Genomic DNA, 23564 nt, shown 5'->3' with positions numbered 1-23564 from the left:
TCGTGTTCGGGTCCGCTGCCGTCAGTCGCTGTCGCCCTCGCGGCGACGCAGCAGCTCGTTCACACTGACCGTGCGACCCTCGCCGCCGTGTTGGTGACGCCCGTCGTCGGCGGCTGGCCCGCGACGCGAAGAGCGCAGCTGCGCCATCCAGTTCTCGATCTCGTTGCGGCTGTCCGCCTGCGGCCCGTCGGATTCCGGTGCGGGAGCGGCATTGTCGTCCGGCGACGAGGTGGCACCGATCGGCTCCTCCTGGCCCGGCGCTGGCACGGCGGTGAAACCGGCGGGAGCCTGCCACTGACCGGGTGCATCCGCAGGGCTGCCCTGCGGTTCGACGGATTCGGCCAGCCACGATGCGGGTGCATCCGCGGGGTTGTCCTGCGCGGCGGCGGGTTCGGACTGCCACGTTGCTGGCATGGCCGCGGGGCTGTCCTGCCACGATGCGGGTGCATCCGCGGGGTTGTCCTGCGCGGCGGCGGGTTCGGACTGCCACGGTGCGGGCATGGCCGCAGAGTTGCCCTGCGGCTCGACGGGTTCAGGCTGCCACGATGTGGGTGTGGCGGCAGAGTTGCCCCGCGCGGCGGGCTGGGCCCACGATGCGGGTGTATCCGCAGGGTTGTCCTCGGCGGCGGGCTCTGGCTGCCACGCTGTGGGTGTGGCGGCAGGGTTGTCCTGCGCGGCGGGTTCGGCCCACGCTGTGGGAGTGGCCGCAGGGTTGACCTGCGGGTCCGCGGATTCGGACTGCCACGATCCGGGTGTATCCGCAGGGTCGTTCCGCGCGGCGACGGGTTCGGTCTGCCACGTTGCGGGCGTGGTCTCGCCGGGTGTGACGGCGGTGAACCCGGGCGGGGCGACCTGCGGGCGCACCACTTCGGGCTGCGCCGAATCCTGGTTCGGCGCCGGCGTTACCTGGGAGAACCGCGGTCCACCATCGGTCTCGGGCGCGCGGAACCCACTCGGCGCGGCAGGCTCGGCCGGGCTCCACGAAGACCGCGGCTGCGGCTCGACGGGCACCGGGGTGCCGAAAACGCCACGCGCGGAGGGTTCGTTCGCGGGCTGCGGTGTGTCAGCCGCCTGGTGCGATGTATCAGCCACGGGCCGCGGTGCGTTCGGCGTGGGATGCTGTGTGTCAGCCAGGGGGCGTGGCGTGTCAGCCACGGGGCGAGGTGCGTCAGTCACAGGGCGCGGCGCGTCAGTCACGGAGTGAGGTGCGTCAGCCACGGGCCGCGGTGCGTTCGGCGCGGGGCGCGGTGCGTTCGGCGTGGGACGCTGTGCTTCGGGCGCGGGACGCACGATGCCATTGTTCGCGGGCGATTCGGCGCGATGTGCTCCCGGCGCGACCGAGAGATCGGTCGGCGGCACAAAGCCGCGCGACTCCGGTTCGGTGCCGCGCGATTCCGGCTCCGGCGTGGACTGCTCGGTCGCGTCGGTGTTCGGCGCGGGTTCATACCCGGTCAGCGGGGTGAACCCACTGAACGTGCCACCGGCAGGCGGCTCGACCGGCCGCGGCGTCGGCGTGACCATGCTCGGCGGCGGTGGGTTGACGATATTCGGCGCGGACGGCGGAGCGACCCGCGTCGGCGTGTTGACGATGCTCGGCGCAGGCGGCGGCACGACACCGGGCGGCGGCGTGTTCACCAGGCTGGGCCGCACCGGATTGACAATGCTCGGCCGCGAGCTGGAATCGTCTGCGGGCGTGCCGAACTCGGGCGCACCGGACGGCGCCGACGTGTCGCCCCCGCGCGCATGCGGCGTGTAACCCGCGGGCGGCTGCACCCGCTGCGACCCGCGCGGTGCGGGTTCGCGCGTGCTCCTACCGGCCGAGCCGACGCCGGGGAGGTGCCCGCCACCGATAACGCCAGGCGTGTCAGGGCTGGCGGAGTCGTGACCACCGATGACGCCGGACTCGCTGATGCTGGAACCCGCTGCACCACTGGTGCTTTCGGGCGCGAGGCGGAAACGCCCCTGCGAGCCGGTGCCGGAATCGCCCGATGCTCCAGGCCCGGAGAAGCCCTGCGTGCCGGGGCGGGAGCCGCCTGGCGTGTCGAAGTTGGAGCCCCCCTGCGAGCCGGGCCCGGCGTCCCCCGCCGTGCCGCTACTGGTGCGGTCGTGTGCGCCGGTGCCGGAGTCGCCTGACGTGCCGAAACTGGAGCGCCCCTGGGTATTGGGGTCGGAGTCGCCATTTGTGCCGAGGCCGTGCATGCCGGTGCTGGCGTCGCCTGGCGTGCCGAGGCTGGAGCGGCCCTGCGGGCCGGGGCCGACGTCCTCCGCCGTGCCGAGATGGGCGCGGTCCTGTGCGGCGGTGCCAGGGTCGCCCGGCGTACCGAAGCCGGAGCTACTCGGGGTGTTGTGGCCGGAGTAGCCGGGCCCATCGAGGCCGGTGTTCCTGGGTGCGCTGATGCCGGAGATGCTCGGCGTGCCGGGGGCAGGGTCACCCTGTGTGGCGAAGCCGGTGGCGCCGGGCGCGTTGACGCCTGGGGTGCCAGGTGTGTCGACGCCCGAGGTGCCGGGCGCACCGGAGCGGAGATCGCTGCGCGGCTGTCCGTTGTCGAGACCCGACGTCGAATCGCTGTGTCCCTGATCGGACTTCGGTGCCTCGGCACCGGGCTTGACGATCGGCAGGATCTGGGTCGGCTCGCCGCCGGTGTGCTGGGACAGCTCGGCCGAGGGAGTGTCCGGCTGATCGGTGGACGAATCAGCCTGTCCCTGATCGGACTTGGGCGCCTCGGCGCCCGGCTGCACGATCGGCAGCACCTGGGTCGGCTCGCCCGAGGACAACATCGGCGCGCGAGGACGGGTCGGATCCGGCGACATCGGGGGCCGCGGCCGGGCAGGCTCGGCGGGGCCGGTGTGCTCGGTGATCTTGTCCAGGTGCGCGGTCGGCGCCTCGGCCTCGATCTCGGCGACCGTGCGCGGGCGGCGCGGGGTCTTTGCCAGCTTGCTGTCGGGAACCACCGTCATCTGCATGGTCGGCGGATCGGTGATCGGTGTGGTCTTCACCAGGTCGACCACGGCGCCCTTCTGCGGGCGCTCGTCGTCGAGGATGGGCTCGCCGAGACCGATCTTCTCCTGGATGCGCTTCATCCACTTCGGCGCCCACCAGCAGTCGTCGCCGAGCAGCTTCATGATCGCGGGCACCAGCAGCATGCGCAGCACGGTGGCGTCGATGAACAGCGCCGCGATCATGCCGTAGGCGATGTACTGCATCATCACCATGTCGGAGAACGCGAACGCACCGGTCACCACGAGCAGAATCAGCGCGGCGGCGGTGATGATCCGCCCGGTTTGGGCGGTGCCGATCCGCACGGCTTCGGTGGTCGACGCGCCTTGCGCGCGCGCCTCCACCATGCGGGAGAGCAGGAAGACCTCGTAGTCGGTCGACAAGCCGTAGATGATCGCGATGATCAGCATCAGGACCGGCGCGCTGATCGGTTGCGGGGTGAAGTTCAGCAGCCCGGAACCATTGCCGTCGATGAAGATCCAGGTCAGGATGCCCAGCGTCGAGCCGAGCCCGAGCGCGCTCATCAGCGCTGCCTTGATCGGTAGCACCAGCGAACCGAAGGTGAGGAACATCAGCACAAAGGTGGTGAGGAGGACGATCAAGATCATCCACGGCATCAGTTCGAGCAGCGTGTCGATGCTGTCGGCCATGAGCGCGGGCTGGCCGGTGACATACATCGTGACGCCGTCGGGTATTTCGATCGAGCGCAGGTAGTCGATGGTCGGCTCGGCGTTGCCGGTGGGATCGACCAGGGTCGCCGAGGTACGGAACACCTGGGGGTCGGTCGGCGACTTGACCGGCACTTCGAACGGGCCGACCAGACCGGGAGCTTGGTTGGCTTCCTTCCAGACCTTGCCGATCGCCGTGGTGTTGTCCGAGACGAAGACCAGCTGGATCGGGTCGGTCTTCTTCTGCGGGAAGACCTCGTAGAAGTGCTCGAGCGAGGCACGGGTCGCATTGTCCGGCGGCAGATACTTCTCGTTGATGCCGCCGAAGGACAGATTCTTCACCGGGATGATCAGCAACAGCAGGCCGACCGTGACCGGGATCGCGATCTTGAGCGGGTGCTTCATCACCCAGCGGGTGAGGTTGCCCCAGAAACCGTTCTCGATCTGCTCGGCGGTCTTGTTCTTGCGGAAACGCTTGAGGCCGAGCATGTCGACGCGCGGGCCGAGCACGGCCAGCATGGCGGGCAGAATCGTCACCGCGGTCAGCGCGGCCAGGGAGACGGTCGCGATGGTGCCGTAGGCCACCGAACGCAGGAAGCCCTGCGGGAACAGCAGGACACCGCCGAGGCTGGCGATGATCATCGTCGCGGAGAAGACGACCGTTCGCCCGGCTGTCACCACCGATCGCCGGACGGCGGCCTTGGTGTCGTACCCCTCGGCCAGTTCCTCGCGGAATCGGCTGACTATGAAAAGGCCGTAGTCGATCGCGAGGCCGAGACCGATCATCGAGACGACGCCCGTGACGAACGAGTTGACCTCGGTGAAGTTGGTCAGCGTCATCACGATGCCGGTCGCGCCGATGATCGTCAGACCACCGATGATCAGCGGCAGCGCGGCCGCGACGATGCCACCGAAGATGAAGAAGAGCAGGATCGCCACCGCGGGGAGGGCGAGCACTTCCATCCGCTTGGTGTCGTGCGCGATGGTGTCGTTGAGCGTGACCGCGAGCGGCTGCAGGCCCGAGACCTCCACATCGACGCCGGGAATGTAGAAGACGTCAGCCACGGCCCGGTAGTTGGACATGACCGTGCTGTCGTCGTCACCGACGATGGCGATGGAGGCGAACGCGTGCTTCTTGTCCTTGGAACCGAACGTCGACGGCACGGCGGGCGCGTTGCCCACCCGCCAGTAGGTGCCGTTGATCTTGCTGATCCGGTCTGGGTGTGCGGTGGCGGCCGCGTTCAGATTGTCGACGATCTTCCGGCTGAACTCCGGGTCATCGATCGTCGTGTCCGCTGGAGCGTTGTACATGACGATCACGTCGGCCAGGTGATCGCGCCCGAAGGAGCTGTCGGCGAGTTCCGCGCCCTGCACCGACTCCGAGCCGGGATCGAACCAGCCGCTCTGGGACAGGCGATCGCCGAGCCCCGTGCCGTAGGCGCCCAGCGCCAGCAACGCAGCACCGAAGACCGCGATGACGGCGAAACGGAACCGATAGACCAGATCGCCCCAGCGGGTGAACACTTAAGCGACTCCTTGACCAGGGCGAGACGTGAGTAGTGCCGACAGCGGCCGGAAAGGCTGCAGCCAGGCACCCTCGTCGGGCAGCGAATCGAGGCTCACCCGCGGTAGCGGCTCCCGGAATACGCCCGGGATGTCCTCGAGGTCGACGAACTCGAGAGTATCGGAAGTCACCGCCCAACTCGCGTGCTCGCGGAATCCGAGGACTTGAGCTGGGATTCCCTTGGCGGCAATCGCTTCGAGCGGTTCGCGGAACGCTTGTCCGTCGGCCGAGGCGACCATGATGCCCGCCAGGCCGCCGTCGCGCTCGCGCATCGCGATGTGCGCGAGCATGTCGGCGTCGACGTCGGAGTCCTCGTCGATCTTCGGCTTGGCGAAGACCGCGAAACCTACGTTGCGTAACGCCTCGACCCACGGCCGGACCACGTCGGCGGTGCCCGGCGCGATATTGGTGAAGACGGTGGCCTCGGGTTCGACGCGGCCCTTCGCGCCGACCGACAGCTCGGCCGTGCGCGCGAGCAGCCAGCGGCCGAGCGCGTCGAAACGGGGGCGATAAGCGGCGGTGGGACGTCCACCGAGGATGGCGCCAAGTCCCATGTCGAGGTTCGGCGCGTCCCAGACGAGCAGGACGCGTCGGACATCGGGGCCGGAACTGCCCAGCGCCTCGCTGCCGGTTGCTCCCTGGGCGATATCCGGCATCTCGGTGGCGATCTCACTCACGCTCATCTGTCGATCTTCCCCCATATGAACTCGTTGATGGCGCTACCGGCACGCAGGCCTTTGCCCTCGAACTTGGTGACGGGCCGTTCGAAACCGATCGGCGCGGTGACGCGGTTGGCGGCGCTGTCGCCGCCGGTGGTGTCGTTCAGGCCGGTGAGCAGCGGTTCCGCCGAGCCTACTGCCAGGATGTGCTCGGCGTAATCGGCGTGGTCGGTGGCGACGTGCAGCACACCGCCTGGCTTGAGCCTGCTGGCGATCAACGCGAAGGTCGGCGCCTGCAGCAGCCTGCGCTTGTGGTGACGTGCCTTGGGCCACGGGTCGGGGAAGAACACCCGGACACCGGTCAGCGACTCCGGGGCAACCATGTTCTCGAGCACATCGACGGCGTCGCCGCGCAGCAGCCGGATGTTACCGATCTCCTCGCGCTCGATCTGGCAGACGAGCTGGGCCAGACCCGGCTGGTACACCTCGATGCCGATCAGATTCAGGTGCGGTTCGGCCTGCGCCATGGCGGCCGTCGCGGTGCCGGTGCCGCAGCCGATCTCGATGACCAGCGGGGCGCTGCGCCCGAACCACGCGTCGGCGTCGATCGGCTCGTTGGCGACCTCGCGGCCGATCACCGGCCAGGTGCGTTCCCAGGCGACCTGCTGATTCGGCGTCAGCGCGCCGCGCCGCGAGCGGAAGCTCGTGACGCGCGGGTACAGGCGCGAGCCGGTGGTCGAGCGACGGCCCGCCTCGTGCGGGATCTCGGAGAGGACAGGGCGGGTCGGCGGGAGCGGATCCGCATGGGCCGAGGCGGTGGACGGCTGCCCCGGAACCGACTCGACAGGGTGGTTGGCGGCGTCGTTCACGACGTCCATTGTCCAGCATGCGCCGAGCCCCGTCGCAGCCGAGTGCGGCGGGCAGGGCGACGCGCGGTCGGATCGTGGCATGTAGCGGCGGTGTTGCCCCTGGTCGGCAGTTGGTTCGCGACGGCCGCCGCCCCGCGGATCTGACAGAATGCCCTCGGAAAAGGGGGTGGGCAGAATGTCGACAGCCACCGAGTCCATACAGACACGGGCATCCGACCAGCTCGACCAGCTGATCTCCGCGCTCGCTGCCGGTCGGGGCGGTGATCCGGCGATCGCCGATCGGCTCGCCGCGGCGGTCGCGCGTCGTCGGCGTCCGCTGCGTATCCAGGTGGCGGGGCGGGCGCTGAGCGGGCGCAGCACGGTGCTGCGCGCGCTGGCGTTGCTGTCGGCGGAGGAGACCCCGCCGGTCGATCAGCCGGGAGTGCCCGATCCGGTCCTCGACGGCGATCTCGTCATCTATGTCCTCGCCGGTGCGCCGCAGGCCGCCGACCAGCGGTTGCTCGCCACTGTGCCGCCTGGCCGCGGTGTCGTCGTGCTCAACAAGGCCGACGCGGTTGGCGCGCGCTGGGGCGAGGCGGTGGCCGCCGCCGACCGGTACGCGCGCGAGCTCGGCCTGCCGATCGTGCCGGTCGTCGCCTCGCTGGCCGCCCACACCAGGGCGGGTGCGGTCGACGCGGCCGACCGCACCGACCTGCGCAGACTCGCGGTCGGCCCCGATGTCCCGTCCGTGCTGTCGGCCGATCTGTTCGTCGGTACCGGCTCCGACCAGGACGCGCGCAGGCGGCTGATCGCCCGCTGGGACCTGTACGGCGTCGACTGCGCCCTCACCGCCCTGCGCGCCGACCCCGACCTCAGCGCCGCCGCGCTGATCCAGATCCTGCACTCCGCGGGCGGCATCGACCCGCTGCACCGGCTGGTGCACCGCCGCTACGAGCAGGTGGAAGCGGTCCGCGGCGGCGAACTGCTCGACGAGCTGACCAGGCTCGCCGCCCGCGCCGTCCCCGGTGACGGTGGCCACGCCCGCGAACTCATCGAGAACTACCTCATCGGCGACGACGCGCTGTGGGCCGGACTGTGCGCGGGCTTGGCCTGTCCGCAGGTCGCCCACCTCGCCGCCGGCTACCCGTCGCCCGCGCCCGCCGACGCCGACGAAGCCCTCGCGCGCGCGACCCGCTGGCGCGCCGTTGTCTCCAGCGACATGCCGCCCGCCGCCCGCCGCGCCGCCCTACGCGTGCACAACGGCTATATCCGCGCCTGGGAACGGATGAGCAGTGCCGGACTCTGACAGACCCGGCGTCCTTCCCGCGGAGGCTGTGGCTGTGGTGGAGCGGTGGAACCCGCAGGGTGCGGCCTTGCTGCGGGCGATGGAACAGCCTGGCACCGGCGCACGCGTCGTCCTCTACGCGGTCGACGACGCCAACACCACCCTGCTGCGCACCGAGCTGGCCCGCTTCGAACCGCGCATCGACCTGGCCGACCCGGCCACGCCCGCATCGGCCGAAGACCGCCCCGTCGCCCTGATCCTCTTCGACGCGGGCAGCGTGCTCGGCGCCGACATGCTCGCCCTGATCGAGCGCCTGCGCGCCGCCGACCAGCGGATCGTGCTCGCCATGAACGGCTTCCATGCCTATCAGGACTGGCAGGCGATCCGCGAACGCAGCAGCGCCCTGCTCGCCGCGCGCGGCATCGTCGACCTCGACGTGCTCCCGGTGTCGGCGCGCCTTGCCGCCGCGGCCCGCGCCGCCGACGACTCCGCCCTGCTCGACCGCTCCGGCCTGGCCGCCCTGCACGCCGCGCTGGCCGCGGCGACCGCGCGGGGACCGGCCGACGGCGCCGAGCGCAGGTCGGCCGTGCTGACCAGGGTGCTCACCGACACCACGGCGCGCATCACCGAGCAGATCACCGCGCTGCGCTCCGGCACCGAATCCGCCCGGATCAGGGAGGAACGGGTCGCCCTGCTGGCCGAGCGAGACGGCGGCCGCCAGACCGGTCTGGCGGCGGTGCGCAGCCAGGTCCAGCTGGCGCGTGTCGACCTGTCCACCGAGGTCGGCGCGCTGGTACGCGCCCTGCACACCCGTTCCCGCGCCGAACTCGACCGCTGCGACCGCGGCGAACTGCGCGCCTACCCGCAGCGCTTGCAGCAGGCGGCGGGTGACTTGTCGGCCGCGGTCGACACCGTCATCGACGACCGGGTGATCGAGACCGCCCGCCGGGTCGGCACGGCCGCACCCGCCGCACGCAGGCGCGATCCGGCCCCGCGACTCGGCCCAGATCCGGCCCCGAGACACCGCGGTGTCGAAGATCACCTCATGATCGCGCTCGGCGCGTCGGCCGGCGTCGGCCTCGGCCGACTGGTCGTCGCGCCGCTGTCGCTGGTGCCGACTCTGGACGTCGCGAGCGTCCCCGTGACGCTGCTGCTCGGCGCGGGCGCGGCCTACTGGGTGGTGCGTGCGCGGGCCCAGCTGGCCGAGCGCAATCACCTGGCGCAGTGGGTTGCCGAGGCGCTCGTAAACATAAAAGCCCTGCTCGAGCAGCGTGTCGCCGCGGTGCTGGTCGACGTGGAGGCAGAATTGGCCGAGCATGTGATCCGCGAATCGACGGCACGGGCGGTGGCTGTCGACCGTCGCGTCGCGGAGCTGGACGTTCTCGCGCGGCGGCTCGTCGCGGAGCGCCCGGCGCAGCTGGCGGCCTGCGAGCGCGATGTCGCGGTGCTCGATCGCTGTGTGGCCACGATTGGCTGATCGACCGATGGGTAGTTATCAGAGACCAGATTCCTAACCCGATTCCGTCTCGATCGTCATATCGCGTTAACCTTTAACCAGGAACCTGGGCGTCCGCTCCGTGCCAGTCGATGCGCGGCCTCCGTCCGTGGACGGCGCTGTACGCCGTCCATTTGGGGTTGTGCGGTGGTTGGTTCGCTGCGGACGCCTTCCCGCCCGGTGGCGATCGATGGACTTCGCATCGAAAAACCGCCCATCTCAGGAGAGTTTTCATGACCTCAGCGACCATTCCTGGTCTTCGTGGATCCGACGGCACGGCGCCGACCGAGCACAGTGAACTGCTCGCCTGGGTACAGGAAGTCGCAGAGCTCACTCAGCCGGATCGCGTGGTCTGGGCCGACGGCTCCGATGCGGAATGGGATCGCCTGACCACGCAGCTGGTCGAGGCGGGCACCTTCAAGAAGCTCGACGAGAAGAAGAAGCCGAACTCGTTCCTGGCGCTGTCGGACCCGTCCGACGTCGCCCGCGTCGAGTCGCGCACCTACATCTGCTCCAAGACCGAGGCCGACGCCGGTCCGACCAACAACTGGGTCGACCCCGCCGAGATGCGCGCCACCATGACCGAGCTGTACCGCGGCTCGATGAAGGGCCGCACCATGTACGTGGTGCCGTTCTGCATGGGCCCGCTCGGTGCCGAGGACCCCAAGCTGGGCGTGGAGATCACCGACTCGGAGTACGTCGTGGTCTCGATGCGCGTGATGACCCGCATGGGCCAGGCCGCGCTCGACAAGCTGGGCGCCGACCGCCCGTTCGTGAAGGCGCTGCACTCCGTCGGCGCGCCGCTGGCAGCGGGCCAGGCCGACGTGCCGTGGCCGTGCAGCGACACCAAGTACATCACCCACTTCCCCGAGGACCGCGAGATCTGGTCCTTCGGTTCCGGCTACGGCGGCAACGCGCTGCTCGGCAAGAAGTGCTACTCGCTGCGCATCGCCTCGGCGATGGCACACGACGAGGGCTGGCTGGCCGAGCACATGCTGATCCTCAAGCTGATCTCGCCCGAGAACAAGAACTACTACGTCGCCGCCGCGTTCCCGAGCGCCTGCGGTAAGACCAACCTCGCGATGATCCAGCCGACCATCCCGGGCTGGCGCGCGGAGACCCTCGGCGACGACATCGCCTGGATGCGTTTCGGCGAGGACGGCCGCCTCTACGCGGTGAACCCGGAGTTCGGCTTCTTCGGCGTCGCGCCGGGCACCAACCGCAGCTCCAACCCCAACGCGATGGCCACCATCGAGGCGGGCAACACCGTCTACACCAACGTCGCCGAGACCGACGACAACGATGTGTGGTGGGAGGGCCTGGAGGGCGACCCGCAGCACCTGATCGACTGGAAGGGCAACGACTGGACGCCGGAGTCGGAGGGCCACGCCGCCCACCCGAACTCGCGCTACTGCACCCCGATGTCGCAGTGCCCGATCCTGGCCCCCGAGTGGGACGACCCGCAGGGTGTGCCGATCTCGGCGATCCTGTTCGGCGGTCGCCGCAAGACCACCGTCCCGCTGGTGACCGAGTCCTTCGGCTGGGAGCACGGCGTGTTCATGGGCGCCACCATGGGCTCCGAGCAGACCGCCGCCGCCGAGGGCAAGGTCGGCACCGTCCGCCGCGACCCGATGGCGATGCTGCCGTTCCTCGGCTACCACGTGGGCGACTACCTCAACCACTGGATCAACCTCGGCAAGAACGCCGACGCGGACAAGCTGCCGAAGATCTTCTACGTCAACTGGTTCCGTCGTGGCGGCGACGGCCGCTTCCTGTGGCCCGGATTCGGTGAGAACTCCCGCGTGCTCGAGTGGATCGTCGGCCGCATCGAGGGCCGTTCCGGTGCCGTGGCGACCCCGGTCGGCAACGTCCCCTCGGCCGCCGACCTCGACCTGGAAGGCCTCGACGTGGTCGTTGCCGACGTCGACGAGGCGCTCGCGGTGAACACCGACGAGTGGCGCAACGAGATCCCTTCGATCGAGGAGTGGTTCGAGTTCGTCGGCGACAAGCTCCCCTCCGGCGTGCGCGACGAGTTCGAGGCACTCAAGGAGCGCCTGGGCTGATCGCCCCGGAGACAGAGAACCGCCCGTACCGCATTCGGTACGGGCGGTTTCGTCTATTCGGCGAACGGCGCCAGCTTGATCAGCTGGAAGAAGCCGGTGCCCTTGAGCCAGTGGATCCGGCCGTCGGGTACCGCGGCGGCCTCGGCGTCGAAGCAGTCGATGAGATGCTGCTTGAGGTGATGGCGTGGGTGCTGGGCGAGCAGGTCGCCGACGAAGGCGGCGTCGAGGTCGGACAGCCGCCTGCCGAGGACGTCGACCGACGCGCCCGCCGAGACGAAACCGCCCGGGTCGCTGAGGTTCGCGGCCGCGTCGGGATTGAGATGCGCCGCGATCGCGGCGCCGATCGACTCGGCCCGCTCGGCCGGCGCGCCGTGGCGCAGTGCGAACGCGTTCGCCGATTCGCCGCCAGCCACGGCGAAACACCTACCCGGCGTAGGTGTTTCGATTTTCAGGTCGTGCAGCAGGCTGGCCACGTAGGCGATCTCGTCGTCGTAGTCGACTCTGTCGAGCTCGGCCAGCGCGCGGGCGAAGAAGTAGGTGCGGAAGGAGTGCGCCAGCACGACATCCGAAAGCTGTTCGCGCGCTTCGACTTCCGCGGCGCGGGCGAGTGCGGTGTCCGGCAGTCGCAGCTCGGCGAGGTCGAGCCGCCCGGCGCCGCGGCGGCCGAGCCCATGGCGGATCCGGCCGAGCACCAGCGTGGGTGCGGTGCGCAGCAACCCGAAGGTCAGGGCGCGGCGCTGGGCGGCGGTGAGATTTCCGCCGGTGCGGGTGGCCCATTCCCAGTCGAGGGCGGGTGTCACGGTGAGCATGGTCGATCTCCTCCGACGCGGTGTTTCGGCTGCCCGTCGAGTGTCGCGGAGCGGGCAGGCTCGGTGAAGTGGCGGAAATGCCAGCAATGCGTGGATACGTGCCAAACTGAAGACATGATAGAGGTTGTCACGCTGGCGCTGGACGGCGTGATGACCTTCGACTTGGCCTGTGCCGTGCAGGCGTTCCGGCACGGACCCGGTGTCACCGGCGAGCCGGTGGGTTTCCAGATGCGGACCTGTGGCGTCCGGCCGGGTCCGGTGTGGACGCCGAACGGCTTCGACCTGCATGTCGAACACGGGCTGGAACTGCTGGCCGAGGCCGATCTGATCGTCGTCCCCGGTATCGGCCTGCCGACACTGCCCACCCCGGAACCCGCCATCGACGCCCTGCGGGCTGCGGCGGACCGCGGTGCGACCATCGCGAGCATCTGCGTCGGCGCGTTCGTCCTTGCCCAGGCAGGCCTGCTTGACGACCGCCCCGCGACCACCCACTGGGGCTACTGCGACCAGTTCGCCCAGCTCTATCCCGCAGTGAAACTCGATCCGTCGGCCCTCTACATCGACGACGGCGACATCTTGACCTCCGCGGGCTTGTCCGCGGGCCTTGACCTGTGCCTGCACATCGCGCGCCGCGAGCTGGGCGCGGCGGCGGCGGCCGACCTCGCGCGCTGGAACGTCGTGGCACCGCACCGCGAGGGCGGCCAGGCTCAGTACATCCCGCAGCCGATGGGCGGCACCGATCCACACGGCGGCCTGGCCGCGACGCTGACCTGGGCGGTCGCCAATCCCGAAGACGCCAAGGATGTATCCGCGCTCGCCGCGCACGCGCTGATGAGCGAGCGGACGTTCATCCGCCGGTTCAAGGCCGAAGTCGGCACGACCCCGCGCGCCTGGCTGGACGCGCAACGGCTCGGCAGGGCGCGCGAAATGCTCGAGCTCACCGAGCTGCCGGTCGACACGGTCGCGCAGCGGTCGGGGTTCGGCAGCGTGACGGCGTTGCGCGATCACCTGCGCGCCGCGACCGGGCTCACGCCGTCGGCGTATCGGCGCTCGCTACGGCACTGAACCGAGATCCGGCGCGGTGCCGCTTTTCGGGGTAGTGGGCGGCGTGGAGCCGGGTAAGCGAACTCGGGGTTTCCCGATCACTTCCGTCGCGGACGATTTCCCCGACTCGATTCGGGGTATATCTGTCGATGTCAGGGGGTCGCTGTCTGCGGACGGGCGATGTCACCTATATTCCTGGGCAGCACGTCGCACCATCCGAGCTAACTCCCTTTCGAGACTCGGGAGCCGCAGACGCGGTCCCGGCGAATCGACGCTGAGAGGTGGTTGACGCATGACCGATCTGGTGACCGGATACAAGTCCGACACCTACTCGAGTACGCCACTGCAACGTGTGGCTGGCCGCTTGCAACGGGCCCTGCCACCGGGATGGCGGGTCGACGTGGTCGACCTACCGCCCCGGGGCCAGGTGGCCGGACAGCCGGTCCTCCGGGTCGTGATGCCGGAGAACTAGTCCGCGGTCCAGCCCATCGGCATCAGCACCGACTTCTGCTCGCAGAACGCGTCGAGCCCTTCGGGACCGTTCTCACGGCCGATACCCGAGTTCTTGTACCCGCCGAACGGTGCGGTGGGATCGAAGGCGTACCAGTTGATCGCGTAGGTGCCGGTGCGCACCTTGGCCGCGATCTCGACGCCGTGCTCGATGTCGGTGGTCCACACCGAACCGGCGAGGCCGTAATCGGAGTCGTTCGCGATGGCGATCGCCTCCTCCTCGGTCTCGTACGGGATCACCGAGAGCACGGGGCCGAAGATCTCCTCCTGCGCGATGGTGCTGGAGTTGTCGACGTCGGCGAAGATCGTCGGCTCGACGAACCAGCCACGCTCGACGCCGGCGGGCCTGCCGCCGCCGAGGACCAGGCGCGCGCCCTCTTCCTTGCCCTTGGCGATGTAGCTCTCCACCCGGTCGCGCTGCTTCTCGCTGATCAGCGGGCCGAGCTGGGTGGCCGGATCACTCGGGTCGCCGGTCTGCATGGTCTTGACGTGGGCGACCAGCGCGTCGACGATCTCGTCGTAGCGGCTGCGCGGCGCGAGGATGCGCGTCTGCGCGACACAGCCCTGCCCGCTGTTCATCAGCCCGGAGAACGCCAGCACGGGGATGCTGGCGGCCAGGTCGACATCCTCGAGCACGATGGCGGCCGACTTGCCGCCGAGCTCGAGCGAGACGGTCTTGAGCTGCTCGCCCGCGATCGCGGCCAGCTTGCGGCCGACCGCGGTGCTGCCGGTGAAGGTCACCTTGTCGACGCCGGGGTGGCTTGCGAGGTATTCGCTCTCCGCCGCGTCGGCGGGCAGTACCGAGAGAACGCCGTCCGGGAGCCCGGCCTCGGTGAAGATGTCGGCGATGAGGTTGGCGGTCAGCGGGGTCAGCGGTGACGGCTTGAGCACCACGGTGCAGCCGGCCAGCAGGGCGGGGCCGAGCTTGTTCGCGGCGAGGAACATCGGGACATTCCAGGCGGTGATCGCCGCGACGACACCGCGCGGTTCCCGTGAGACACGGGAGGTTCCGAACAGGCCGGTGCGAGTCTCGTTCCACTGGAACGTCTTAGCCAGCGCCGCCCAGGCATCGAGCGCGGCGACGGCCGGAATCTGGTTGAGTGTCAAGGCGGCTAACGAAGGAGCGCCCATCTCCGCGGTGAGCGCGGCGAGCAATTCGGGCGAACGCTGCTCGATCAGGCGGGCCGCCCTGGTGAGCACCTCTGCTCGTTCCAGTGGCGGTGTCGATGGCCACGGTCCGCTGTCGAAGGCGTCGCGGGCCGCGGCGACCGCCGCGTCCACATCGGCCTTCGTTACCGCGGGCACGCTGCCGACGGTCTCCTCCGTTGCGGGTGAGACCACGGAAATGCGGTCACTACCGGCAGGGGTGGTCCACTTCCCGCCGATGAACAGACTGTCGTAGTGCATAAGAACACGTTACAGTTTTGTCGCCGGGTTGTCTGCAACACGTTCTAATTCGCTGTGTCGCAACAACTGTGAACAGGGCGAATTCCAACCTGTCGGTTCGGTTTTCGGGTAAACGCACTATTGCGTTCTGTTGTTGAAAAGGGGATGCTTTAGCTACTGATCAGCTCGCTCGATTCATCAGACCTTTACAGCGAATTGGGGAGACCGACTCATGGCTGTGCAAGTGATCGGCCGATCGTTGATGACCAGCGACCAGACCGACCATCAAGCGAAGAGTGTGGGCAGTGGGGGATGGGTTGTGTCATTCCTGCCGGGCCGCACACTCACGATCGAGCAGGCAACTGCCGCCATCCAGGCCGCCGAGGTGGTCGCGATGGTCGGGGTGCTCGCCGATCAGGTCGGACTGACCACGCTGGAGACCGTCGGCCTGGCGATTCAGGAGTCGCCGTGGGCCAGCGCGCTACCGGAACCTGTCCGCCGGTCCCGCCGATTGAGCTGGCTGGGCTGATCGACCTTGGTGGCGACGATCACCAGGTTGCTCACCAATAGCTCGCGGATCACCGGAACCCGGACAAGCCACCACGCCCAGCGCGGGTGATAGCGGGGAAATACTGTTCGCACGTCGGCCGAAGTCGTTGCCGCCCAGCGCAAGCCGTCGGCGGCGGTCACCGCGAACAGTGACCTGCCGAACCTGTTCTTGGGTTCGCGCCCGTGCTTGCGAAGGTACCGGCGGGCCGCGTACTCGCCGCCGAGGTAGTGCCAGAGGCCGGTCTCGTGACCACCGAACGGCCCGTGCCACACCGTGTAGGAGAACACGATGAGGCCGCCGGGCTTGGTCACGCGCGCCATCTCCTCCGCCATCACCCACGGCTGCGGCACGTGCTCGGCCACGTTCGAGGAGAAGCAGACGTCGAAGGCATCGTCGCGGAACGGCAATGCCATCCCCGATCCGCGGACCGAACCGGAGACCCGCAGGCCGGCGGCGTGCATTTCCGATGGGTCGGGCTCGACCGAGACGTAGCGCGCGCCCGCCGCGGTGAACTCGTCGGCGAAGTAGCCGGGCCCGCCGCCGACGTCGAGGACGACGGTGCCGGTGAGGTCGCGGCCTGCGATGTCGGCGTAGAAGTCGCCGATCAGGTCGGCGCTGTCGGTGGCGATGCCGCCGTAGAACCTGGCCGGGTCGGACTGCTCGAACCGGAAGCTGGTGAGCAGCCGCAGCGAGCGGCGCAGCGTCGCGCGACGCGCGAACCTGGACTGGTCGCGACGCTGGACGTGCTGCTCGATACTCGGCAGGAATGCGGTCGGCACGGGCAGAGTTTATGGGCAGCGTCACCGGGGGTGCTCGCGTGGTCCGCCGACACAGCGGGACGGTAGCGGTGATATCGATGTGTCGCGCAGAACACACCCGCTAGGGTGGGTGCCGACCTTTGTCCTCGACCGACCCGATTGCGAGCCCGACCGTGCGTGAAGTCCTCCTGCTGTGCTGGCGTGACACGGGGCACCCGCAGGGCGGCGGCAGCGAGCGGTACCTGGAGCAGGTCGGCGCCCAGCTGGCCGCGCGCGGCATCAAGGTCACCCTGCGTACGGCCGGTTATCCGGGTGCGCCCCGGCGTGAGCGGATCGACGGCATCGACATCAGCCGCGCCGGTGGCCGGTTCACCGTGTATCCGCGGGCGCTGGTCGCCATCATGGCCGGTCGGCTCGGGATCGGGCCGCTGCGCGATGTGCGCCCCGACGTCGTGATCGACACCCAGAACGGCATCCCCTTCTTCGCGGGAGCCACCGGCGTGCCCTCGGTGGTGCTGGTGCACCACGGTCACCGGGAGCAGTGGCCGGTCGCGGGCAAGCTGGTCGGGCGGATCGGCTGGTGGATCGAGTCGCGCCTGTCACCGCGCGTGCACCGCGCCAACCAGTACCTCACCGTGTCGCTGCCCTCGGCCGAGGAGCTGGCCGTGCTCGGCGTCGACCGCGAGCGCATCGCCGTCGTCCGCAACGGTGCCGAACCGGTGCCCGCCGAGGTCGTGCCAGGCGCCGACACCACGCGCGCCGACCATCCGCGCATCGCCGTCCTGTCCCGCCTGGTTCCGCACAAGCAGATCGAGGACGCGCTGACCTCCGTCGCCGCCTTGCGTCAGCGGTTCCCCGACGTGCACCTCGACGTCATCGGCGACGGCTGGTGGGCGCCGAACCTGCGTGCCTGCGCCGACGAGCTCGGCATCGCCGACGCCGTCACTTTCCACGGGCACGTCGACGAACGCCGCAAGCACGAGATCCTGTCGACCGCGTGGGTCCACGTCATGCCCTCCCGCAAGGAAGGCTGGGGTCTTGCCGTCATCGAGGCGGCCCAGCACGGGGTGCCGACCATCGGGTACCGCAGCTCGCGCGGGCTCACCGACTCCATCGTCGACGGCGTCACCGGGCTGCTCGTCGACGACGCGCCGGCACTCGCCGAAGCGGCCGGTGACCTGCTTGCCGACCCGGATACCCGGCTGATGATGGGCGAGAAGGCGCGGGCGCGTGCCCATGAATTCTCCTGGGAGCAAACAGGTTCCGGGGTTTACGAAGTGCTGTCCGCCGCTGCCCGTGGTGCTTTCGTCACCGGGTTGGTCGCCCCGCCCGCTCAGGGCTGACTCGACGTAGCGCCGCGGTGACAAGTCCACCGACAAGCAGGACTGCCCACAGGATGTGAGCCGATCCCGATATCAACCGCTGCGCGGGCGTTGCGATGTCGGTGGGGGTGTGGCCAGGAACGCGGTACAGCGCCAGGTCGGTGTCCTGATAGGCCAATTCCGCTGCGGCGATGGTCTTGTCGGAGTCGCCGAGTGGGCCGGGGGTGGAGCGCTCCACGACGATCCAGCCGACGCCGAGTGCGGCGATCTCGGCGGGTGTCGCGCCACGCAATAGTGCGTCCTCGACGGTGCGAGCCCGATTGCCCTCGCCGGTGACGGCATAGCCGCGGACCCGGAGTTCACCGGTTTGCAGCACGTCGTTCGGGAGGATGCGCGGGGCCGGGTCGAGGACGGGAGCTGTTCCGCTGTACTGGAATCGGCGGAACATGCCGGCCGGGAGGACTGCGACGTCACCGGGTGTGTCCATGCGGTCGACGGCCTGCGCCCAGCCTGCGGGGTAATGCACAGGGCGCATCTTGCCGCCGACTCCCCACGCCAGGTCGGCCAGTGGCAGGACCAGCAGCGCGATGAAAACAATGGCGACAGTGGAGGTTACGGCAGTGCGTGGTCGCGCATCCGCTGCAAGACCGGTGTCCGCCGCATGACCGGTGTCCGCTGCAAGACCGGTGTCCGCCGCATGACCGGTGTCCGCCGCATGACCGGAATCCGGCGCACGACCGGTGTCCGCCGCACGACCGGGATCTGCCTCGGAGTGATCGGCCACATATCGGTGCCACCACGTCACCACTGTCCGGCACGCGGCCGCGGCGCACAGCGCGTACGCGGGCATTGCCAGCGCCACGTACTTCTGTGTATCGCGCAGCAGACCGGCCCCTGGCACGTTCACAACCAGCCACTCGCCGACCGCGAGCCCCGCACTGGTCGCTCCGAGCGCGGGCAGCACGATCGCCACGGCCGCGATCACCAGCAATGTCCGGCCATCCCGCCCCAGCGCCCATACGGCGCGCACTCCGAGCGCGACGATACCGAGCAACAACACCGTCCCGACCAGCGCCAACGGGGTCGTCCGGGTCGCAGGCACCGCCTCGCTGTTCCAGATCCCACCCAGCCCGGCGAGACTGCCCAGCGTGCCGAGCCACGGTTCGGCCCTGGCCGCGAACGCCGACACCCCCGCCGGATCGGACGGCTCCGCGCCCGACCCCAGCGCCGTCGCCGTCAGCCACGGCGCACAGGTGGCGATCCACAGGACCGTGGCGGGCAGGAAAGCGCGTCGCCCGACCAGCGCGAGCCCAATGATCGCGGCCAGCAGCGACCCCGTCGGCGTCAGCCCGGCAGCCGCAAAACCCGCAGCAAGCGCCGCCCACGCGCCGAACGAACCGCGGCCTACAGAGAACTCGCCGCGGCCGCCGGACCCGGCTGGGCCCGACCACCCAGCCCTGCGCGGTGCGCGCGAATCTGCCTGTACATAGGGACTTCCACCCTTTCCGGTGTCCGCACCTGCACACGCGTGGGTGGCGGCACCTACACCCGCATGGGCAGCGGCATCTGTGCCCGGATGGGTGTCGGTTCGTGCACCTGGGTCGGCATCGGTCTCCGCACCCACGCTGGTAGCTGCATCAGTACCCGCGCTCGCCCCCGCGTCCTCGCCCCCGCTCGGGCCGGCGACTGCGCTGTCGCTCGCACCCACGCTCGAGTCCGCATCTGGTCTCGCGTCGGCATCGGCGCTCGCATTCGCGGGAGCAGCTGTCGGAGTGCGGGTGTCAGTGTCTGCTACGGCGCTGGTGTCCGTTCTGGTGCCGGTAAGGGGGCGGTGGCGTTGCGTCGCTCGCCTGACGCGGACGGCGGCGAGTGCCGTCCAGGGCAGGGCGGCGTAGCCGGCGAGGAGGCTCCAGTGGCCTTGGAGGAGGCGTTCGGCGACGAAGGGGTTCCAGAGGGCGAGCGTGGCGGCTACCAGTTGGGCGGGGGTCGATGCGGCGAGGAATTCGCGGGTGAGGACGGCGGCGCCGTAACCGGCCGCCCACAAGGCGACGATCAGGATCGCCTTCACCAGGAGGCCGCCGTCGATCACCGGGGACAGGACGGCGAGCAGGGCGTCCTGGGGGACGGCTCGGGGGGCGGCGGCACCGAGGCCGAGGGCGGAATCGGTGAGGTAGGAGCGTGGGGTGCTGACGGCGTCGCGGAGCAGCAGGTATCCCGATCCGGCCAGCGGTCCGACGATGATCAGTGTGAGCAGTGCGCAATATCCGGCCACCCAGGCCCTCGCACGCCTATCTCCCGTCACGCCACTGCACCTTACGTCCCGTCGCTCGCCCAGCGGCCCGGCGGGCCGGGCCCGTCCACCGGTCCGTCGGGCTGTCGGGTCGCCGGACCGGCGGGTCGCCGGGCTGTCGGGTCGTCGGGCTGTCGGGTCGTCGGGCTGTCGGGTCGCCGGGTCGCCGGGTCGTCGGGCTGTCGGGTCGTAGTGGGGCGCCGCGTCCAGGTGCCGCCGTGGGCCTGCTCGATGCGGAGGCGGCTCATGAGGCGACCGAGGCCCGTTCTCGGGGGCTGCGGGCCTGTAGCGGGCAAGGTGAGTCCGGTCGGACTCACATTTTCGGGGTAGTGGTGATGCGAAGGGCGTCGAGGTGCGACGATGGGGCGTGTCCTCGGTCCGTCGCCCCCCTGTCGTTGCTGACCTGACCTGGGTGACGGCCGGCGCGATGACCGCCAACGTCGCCGGGTACCTGCTGCAGTTGCTGGCAGGCCGCTGGCTCGGCGTCGCCGGGTACAGCGAGTTCGCGAGCCTGCTCGCGGTGCAGCTGCTGTGCGCGGTCCCCGCCCTGGCCATGCAGAACGTGGTGGCGCGCGAGGTCGTCCTCGGTGCCGACCTGCGCGCGGTGCGGTCGATGCAGTGGCGCTGCGCCGCGCTCGTCGCCGCGGTCGCCGTGGTGCTGGTGCCGGTGGTCGCCGGGGTGCTGCACGTCGGCGTGTGGGCCGCCGCCGGCGCGCTCGGTGCGGCACCCGCGCTGGTCGTGCTGTCCGGCGAACAAGGAATCCTGCAGGGCGGCAATCATTTCCGTGCGCTGGCCACGGTGCTCGCGATGGCCGGGACGGCGCGCGTGGCACCCGCACTTGTCGCACTCGCCCTCGGCGGCGGCGCGGCCGGCGCACTGTGGGCAGGCGCGGCGGGCATCGTGTGCGCGGCGATCATCGCCGGCCGCATCGCCCGATCGACTGCGCGAGCGCACGATTTCGCGGCCGAATCGGACAGGTCGACCCTTGCCGGGTCCGGCGCGCAATCGGGCGAATTGGCTGGGGCACCCGGGCGGACAGGCGCGGGCGGAACCGATGATGCCCTCTCGGCGGACGCGGGCTCGGCCACTACGGATCGCGGGCTGTCAGCGCAGGAAGGCACGGGCGGATCGAAGCGCGGACCGGCCGTAGCCCGTGCGAGCCGGGCGATCGGTGTTCTTCCGGTGCTGCGTGCGGTGCAGGTGCAGGCCGCGCTGATGGCGCTGTCCTCGGTGGATCTGATCGTGGTCCGCATCGTCCTCGACGACGTCGACGCCAGCCGCTACTCACTGGGCACCATTGCCACGAAGATCGCGTTCTGGCTGCCGCAGGCCGTCGGTGTCGTGCTGTATCCGCGCATGGCCCAACCCGCGCATTCGGCCCGCGCGATCCGCGATGCGCTCTCGGTGCTGTCGGTGATCGGTGTCGTCGCGGTGATCGGCGCCGCGCTGGCAGCCCCGCTCGCCCCGCTGTTCGCCGGGCAGGATTACGCCCCCATCCAGGGCATGCTGTGGATGTTCGCCCTGCACGGCGCGATCTTGGCGGTCCTGCAAGGCGCCCTGCTTTCCGCGATCGCCGTGGAACGTACGGCCCTCGCCGCCGTCACCTGGATCGGCCTGGCCCTCGAGGTGACCCTGATGCTCGCCTTCGCGCGCACGATCGGCACCCTGATCACCACCGCCGTCTCGGTAGCCGCCGTCACCACCGTGATCGTCGCGGTCGTCGTCCTGCGCACCGCCGCCCGCGGCACCGCCCCTGGTTCGGCGCCCACCGTCACCAGCGGAACCGCCTCGTAGGTCCACGGACTCCGCTCGGACTGCCGCGATCCCGCTCGGTCGCCCCGCGACATCCGTGCCTCAGCTTCGTCCGAACTGCGGGACCGGCCTGTGCTCCACAGCCATTCACATCCCCTGCGGTTGGTTGTGGACAATCCACCATCAACACCGCTCACACGAAGAACGGCCCCGGTCACGATGACCGGGGCCGTTCTCGGAGCACTGTCCTCAGCGACGTTTGTCGATGTCGATCTGTTCGGTAGGCGCGTCGTATTCACCGCGGGGGAACTGGGTGGTCGGCGCGTCGTCGTCGGCGTCCCACCGTGAGGTGGGGGTCTCGTCCGGGGCCGCCGTCGGAGCGGGGGTCGGACGGGTGCCGCGCGGGCTGGCGTGGGCAGGGGCGCTGCCGCCGCGCAGGCCGAGGAACAGGCCGGCGATCAGGGCGATCACGCCGAGGATGCCGAACACGATCGGCACGATGCGGCCGAACAGCGACAGCTTGTCGGTGTTCTCCTTGGCGATCGCGATCTGCGACTCGACGGTCGCCTCGTCGAACACGATGTGCGACTTGAGCGCGGTCACCTCGGGCTTGTCCGCCGAGCGGGCGTAGAACAGGTGGATCGACTCGCCGCCCTTGATGACGGTGCCGGTCTGCGGCTCGACCCACAGGTCACGCACGTTGGTGTAGTAGCGGGTCATGGTGACCGGGGTGTCGGCGGGGACGTCGGTCACGCCCCACTTCGACGCGGGCAGGGTCAGCCGGTTGGCAGGCGCCTGCACGACGTCCCAGGTGCTGGTGACCGGCGCGGTCATCTGGAAGTGGTAGACCTTCGTGCTGTTGATCTCGGTCTCTTCGATGAAGTTCGCGTCGAAGGACTTGCGCACGTTGATGTCGAAGTACGGGTAGGTCTTCTGCTCGGTGCCGATGGGGAAGCGGTAGCCGAGGCCGGTGTGCTGCACCGGCTCCATGACGCTGCCGTCCTTGTTGACGGTGACCGCGATCGAGCCGTTGGGCTCGGTGTCGACGGGCATGCCGGTGGTGCGCGAGATGGTGACCCGGTCGATGGTCGCGGTGAGCAGGCCGGTGTCGCCCTGCACGTCGGTGCGGCGCAGTGTCTGGCCTGCCTGCAGCGTCATATCGTTCGCGTCGGAGGGCTCCTCGACGGTGACGAAGCGCTGGGAGATCAGCGGCACGTCCTTGTTCACGACGGCGGGCCCGTCGCCGGTGGTCAGCGACTTGGAGTCGAGAACGAGGCTGTCCTCACCCTTCTGATTCTCCGCGATCGTGGTGATCTCGAGGTCGAGCGGAGTCTTGGCCACCTTGCTCACGGTGTAGGTGGGGATCATCAGCGCGGCGACGAGTAATGCCGCGCCCAGACCCACGAGCACGCAGGCGACCGTCCTTCTGGTACCGGCACTCAGTGCCATGCAAACTCTCCTCGTCGTTCGAACACGGATCCTCCGCTGGTCTGGTATTGCACCCTAGGCCCTCGTGAGCCCCGACACTAACAGCCCGGCCTTACAGAGTGCGGCGCTGCGCC

General features: G+C 69.8%; 16 protein-coding genes. 8 read left to right on the top strand and 8 right to left on the bottom strand.

Translation table 11 applies throughout. From position 1 onward, the window contains the following. Positions 1–21: 21 nt before the first annotated feature. Genes ACFWF2_RS07410 through trmB form a run of 3 tightly spaced genes read right to left on the bottom strand, consistent with a single transcriptional unit; the run spans position 22 to position 6767 of the window. On the bottom strand, positions 22–5190 hold the full coding sequence (locus ACFWF2_RS07410) for an MMPL family transporter (RefSeq protein ID WP_379305595.1): 5169 nt from the start codon (positions 5188–5190) through the stop codon (positions 22–24). Beyond that, on the bottom strand, positions 5191–5913 hold the full coding sequence (locus tag ACFWF2_RS07405) for an NYN domain-containing protein (RefSeq protein ID WP_379305593.1): 723 nt from the start codon (positions 5911–5913) through the stop codon (positions 5191–5193). Then, positions 5910–6767 (bottom strand): tRNA (guanosine(46)-N7)-methyltransferase TrmB, encoded by an 858-nt coding sequence (gene trmB, locus ACFWF2_RS07400; protein WP_379305591.1) that lies wholly within the window; start codon positions 6765–6767, stop codon positions 5910–5912. Before trmB ends, ACFWF2_RS07405 begins: the two co-directional genes overlap by 4 nt. Positions 6768–6933: 166 nt before the next feature. On the opposite strand from trmB, the gene ACFWF2_RS07395 reads away from it, so the two are divergent. The 3 genes from ACFWF2_RS07395 (at position 6934) to ACFWF2_RS07385 (ending at position 11580) form a co-directional block, all read left to right on the top strand. Then, complete coding sequence (locus tag ACFWF2_RS07395) at positions 6934–8043, top strand: hypothetical protein (protein WP_379305589.1); 1110 nt, start codon at positions 6934–6936, stop codon at positions 8041–8043. A gap of 28 nt (positions 8044–8071) precedes the next feature. Further along, positions 8072–9499, top strand: coding sequence for a hypothetical protein (locus ACFWF2_RS07390; RefSeq protein WP_379305587.1), 1428 nt, complete (start codon positions 8072–8074; stop codon positions 9497–9499). 251 nt (positions 9500–9750) lie between these two features. Further along, entirely contained in the window at positions 9751–11580 is a 1830-nt protein-coding gene (locus ACFWF2_RS07385; RefSeq protein WP_379305585.1) for a phosphoenolpyruvate carboxykinase (GTP), read from the top strand. A gap of 53 nt (positions 11581–11633) precedes the next feature. Here ACFWF2_RS07385 and ACFWF2_RS07380 read toward each other — a convergent pair whose 3' ends face one another. Continuing rightward, complete coding sequence (locus ACFWF2_RS07380; protein ID WP_379305583.1) at positions 11634–12389, bottom strand: HD domain-containing protein; 756 nt, start codon at positions 12387–12389, stop codon at positions 11634–11636. Positions 12390–12503: 114 nt separating this feature from the next. Here ACFWF2_RS07380 and ACFWF2_RS07375 point away from each other — a divergent pair, with 114 nt between their 5' ends. Together ACFWF2_RS07375 and ACFWF2_RS07370 are read left to right on the top strand one after the other, a co-directional pair. Next, positions 12504–13454: a GlxA family transcriptional regulator gene (locus ACFWF2_RS07375; protein WP_379305581.1), complete on the top strand. Its 951-nt coding sequence runs from the start codon at positions 12504–12506 to the stop codon at positions 13452–13454. 271 nt (positions 13455–13725) lie between these two features. After that, positions 13726–13905, top strand: coding sequence for a hypothetical protein (locus ACFWF2_RS07370; protein WP_379305579.1), 180 nt, complete (start codon positions 13726–13728; stop codon positions 13903–13905). On the opposite strand, the gene ACFWF2_RS07365 is transcribed toward ACFWF2_RS07370, so the two are convergent. Beyond that, on the bottom strand, positions 13902–15350 hold the full coding sequence (locus tag ACFWF2_RS07365) for an aldehyde dehydrogenase (protein ID WP_379305577.1): 1449 nt from the start codon (positions 15348–15350) through the stop codon (positions 13902–13904). The genes ACFWF2_RS07370 and ACFWF2_RS07365 overlap by 4 nt on opposite strands. Positions 15351–15561: 211 nt before the next feature. On the opposite strand from ACFWF2_RS07365, the gene ACFWF2_RS07360 reads away from it, so the two are divergent. After that, positions 15562–15858: a hypothetical protein gene (locus tag ACFWF2_RS07360; RefSeq protein WP_379305575.1), complete on the top strand. Its 297-nt coding sequence runs from the start codon at positions 15562–15564 to the stop codon at positions 15856–15858. Here ACFWF2_RS07360 and ACFWF2_RS07355 read toward each other — a convergent pair. Further along, complete coding sequence (locus tag ACFWF2_RS07355) at positions 15786–16658, bottom strand: class I SAM-dependent methyltransferase (RefSeq protein ID WP_379305573.1); 873 nt, start codon at positions 16656–16658, stop codon at positions 15786–15788. The two genes, ACFWF2_RS07360 and ACFWF2_RS07355, sit on opposite strands and share 73 nt — an antisense overlap. Before the next feature lie 152 nt (positions 16659–16810). Here ACFWF2_RS07355 and ACFWF2_RS07350 point away from each other — a divergent pair, with 152 nt between their 5' ends. Beyond that, positions 16811–17980: a glycosyltransferase family 4 protein gene (locus ACFWF2_RS07350; RefSeq protein WP_379305571.1), complete on the top strand. Its 1170-nt coding sequence runs from the start codon at positions 16811–16813 to the stop codon at positions 17978–17980. Here ACFWF2_RS07350 and ACFWF2_RS07345 read toward each other — a convergent pair. Further along, positions 17946–20261 (bottom strand): hypothetical protein, encoded by a 2316-nt coding sequence (locus tag ACFWF2_RS07345; RefSeq protein WP_379305569.1) that lies wholly within the window; start codon positions 20259–20261, stop codon positions 17946–17948. The genes ACFWF2_RS07350 and ACFWF2_RS07345 overlap by 35 nt on opposite strands. A 415-nt stretch (positions 20262–20676) precedes the next feature. Here ACFWF2_RS07345 and ACFWF2_RS07340 point away from each other — a divergent pair, with 415 nt between their 5' ends. Next, a complete protein-coding gene (locus ACFWF2_RS07340; protein ID WP_379305567.1) occupies positions 20677–22044 on the top strand; it encodes a polysaccharide biosynthesis protein in 1368 nt (455 codons plus the stop codon). A gap of 207 nt (positions 22045–22251) precedes the next feature. Here the strand turns inward: ACFWF2_RS07340 and ACFWF2_RS07335 are convergent, their stop codons facing one another. Continuing rightward, positions 22252–23451 (bottom strand): DUF3068 domain-containing protein, encoded by a 1200-nt coding sequence (locus tag ACFWF2_RS07335; protein WP_379305565.1) that lies wholly within the window; start codon positions 23449–23451, stop codon positions 22252–22254. Positions 23452–23564 lie beyond the last annotated feature (113 nt).

The organism is Nocardia sp. NPDC060259, from assembly GCF_042728775.1.
Taxonomy (GTDB): Bacteria; Actinomycetota; Actinomycetes; order Mycobacteriales; family Mycobacteriaceae; genus Nocardia.
Note: the sequence above shows the minus strand (reverse complement) of the source record. Positions and strands in the feature narration are given on the sequence as shown.

What these genes read in the sequence shown, in the direction of transcription:
- ACFWF2_RS07370 (WP_379305579.1), top strand. Translation starts at nt 13,726, where the DNA reads ATGACCGATCTGGTGACCGGATACAAGTCCGACACCTACTCGAGTACG.
- ACFWF2_RS07380 (WP_379305583.1), bottom strand. Translation starts at nt 12,389, where the DNA reads ATGCTCACCGTGACACCCGCCCTCGACTGGGAATGGGCCACCCGCACC.
- trmB (WP_379305591.1), bottom strand. Translation starts at nt 6,767, where the DNA reads ATGGACGTCGTGAACGACGCCGCCAACCACCCTGTCGAGTCGGTTCCG.
- ACFWF2_RS07360 (WP_379305575.1), top strand. Translation starts at nt 15,562, where the DNA reads ATGGCTGTGCAAGTGATCGGCCGATCGTTGATGACCAGCGACCAGACC.
- ACFWF2_RS07340 (WP_379305567.1), top strand. Translation starts at nt 20,677, where the DNA reads ATGACCGCCAACGTCGCCGGGTACCTGCTGCAGTTGCTGGCAGGCCGC.
- ACFWF2_RS07335 (WP_379305565.1), bottom strand. Translation starts at nt 23,451, where the DNA reads ATGGCACTGAGTGCCGGTACCAGAAGGACGGTCGCCTGCGTGCTCGTG.
- ACFWF2_RS07395 (WP_379305589.1), top strand. Translation starts at nt 6,934, where the DNA reads ATGTCGACAGCCACCGAGTCCATACAGACACGGGCATCCGACCAGCTC.
- ACFWF2_RS07385 (WP_379305585.1), top strand. Translation starts at nt 9,751, where the DNA reads ATGACCTCAGCGACCATTCCTGGTCTTCGTGGATCCGACGGCACGGCG.
- ACFWF2_RS07405 (WP_379305593.1), bottom strand. Translation starts at nt 5,913, where the DNA reads ATGAGCGTGAGTGAGATCGCCACCGAGATGCCGGATATCGCCCAGGGA.
- ACFWF2_RS07365 (WP_379305577.1), bottom strand. Translation starts at nt 15,350, where the DNA reads ATGCACTACGACAGTCTGTTCATCGGCGGGAAGTGGACCACCCCTGCC.
- ACFWF2_RS07375 (WP_379305581.1), top strand. Translation starts at nt 12,504, where the DNA reads ATGATAGAGGTTGTCACGCTGGCGCTGGACGGCGTGATGACCTTCGAC.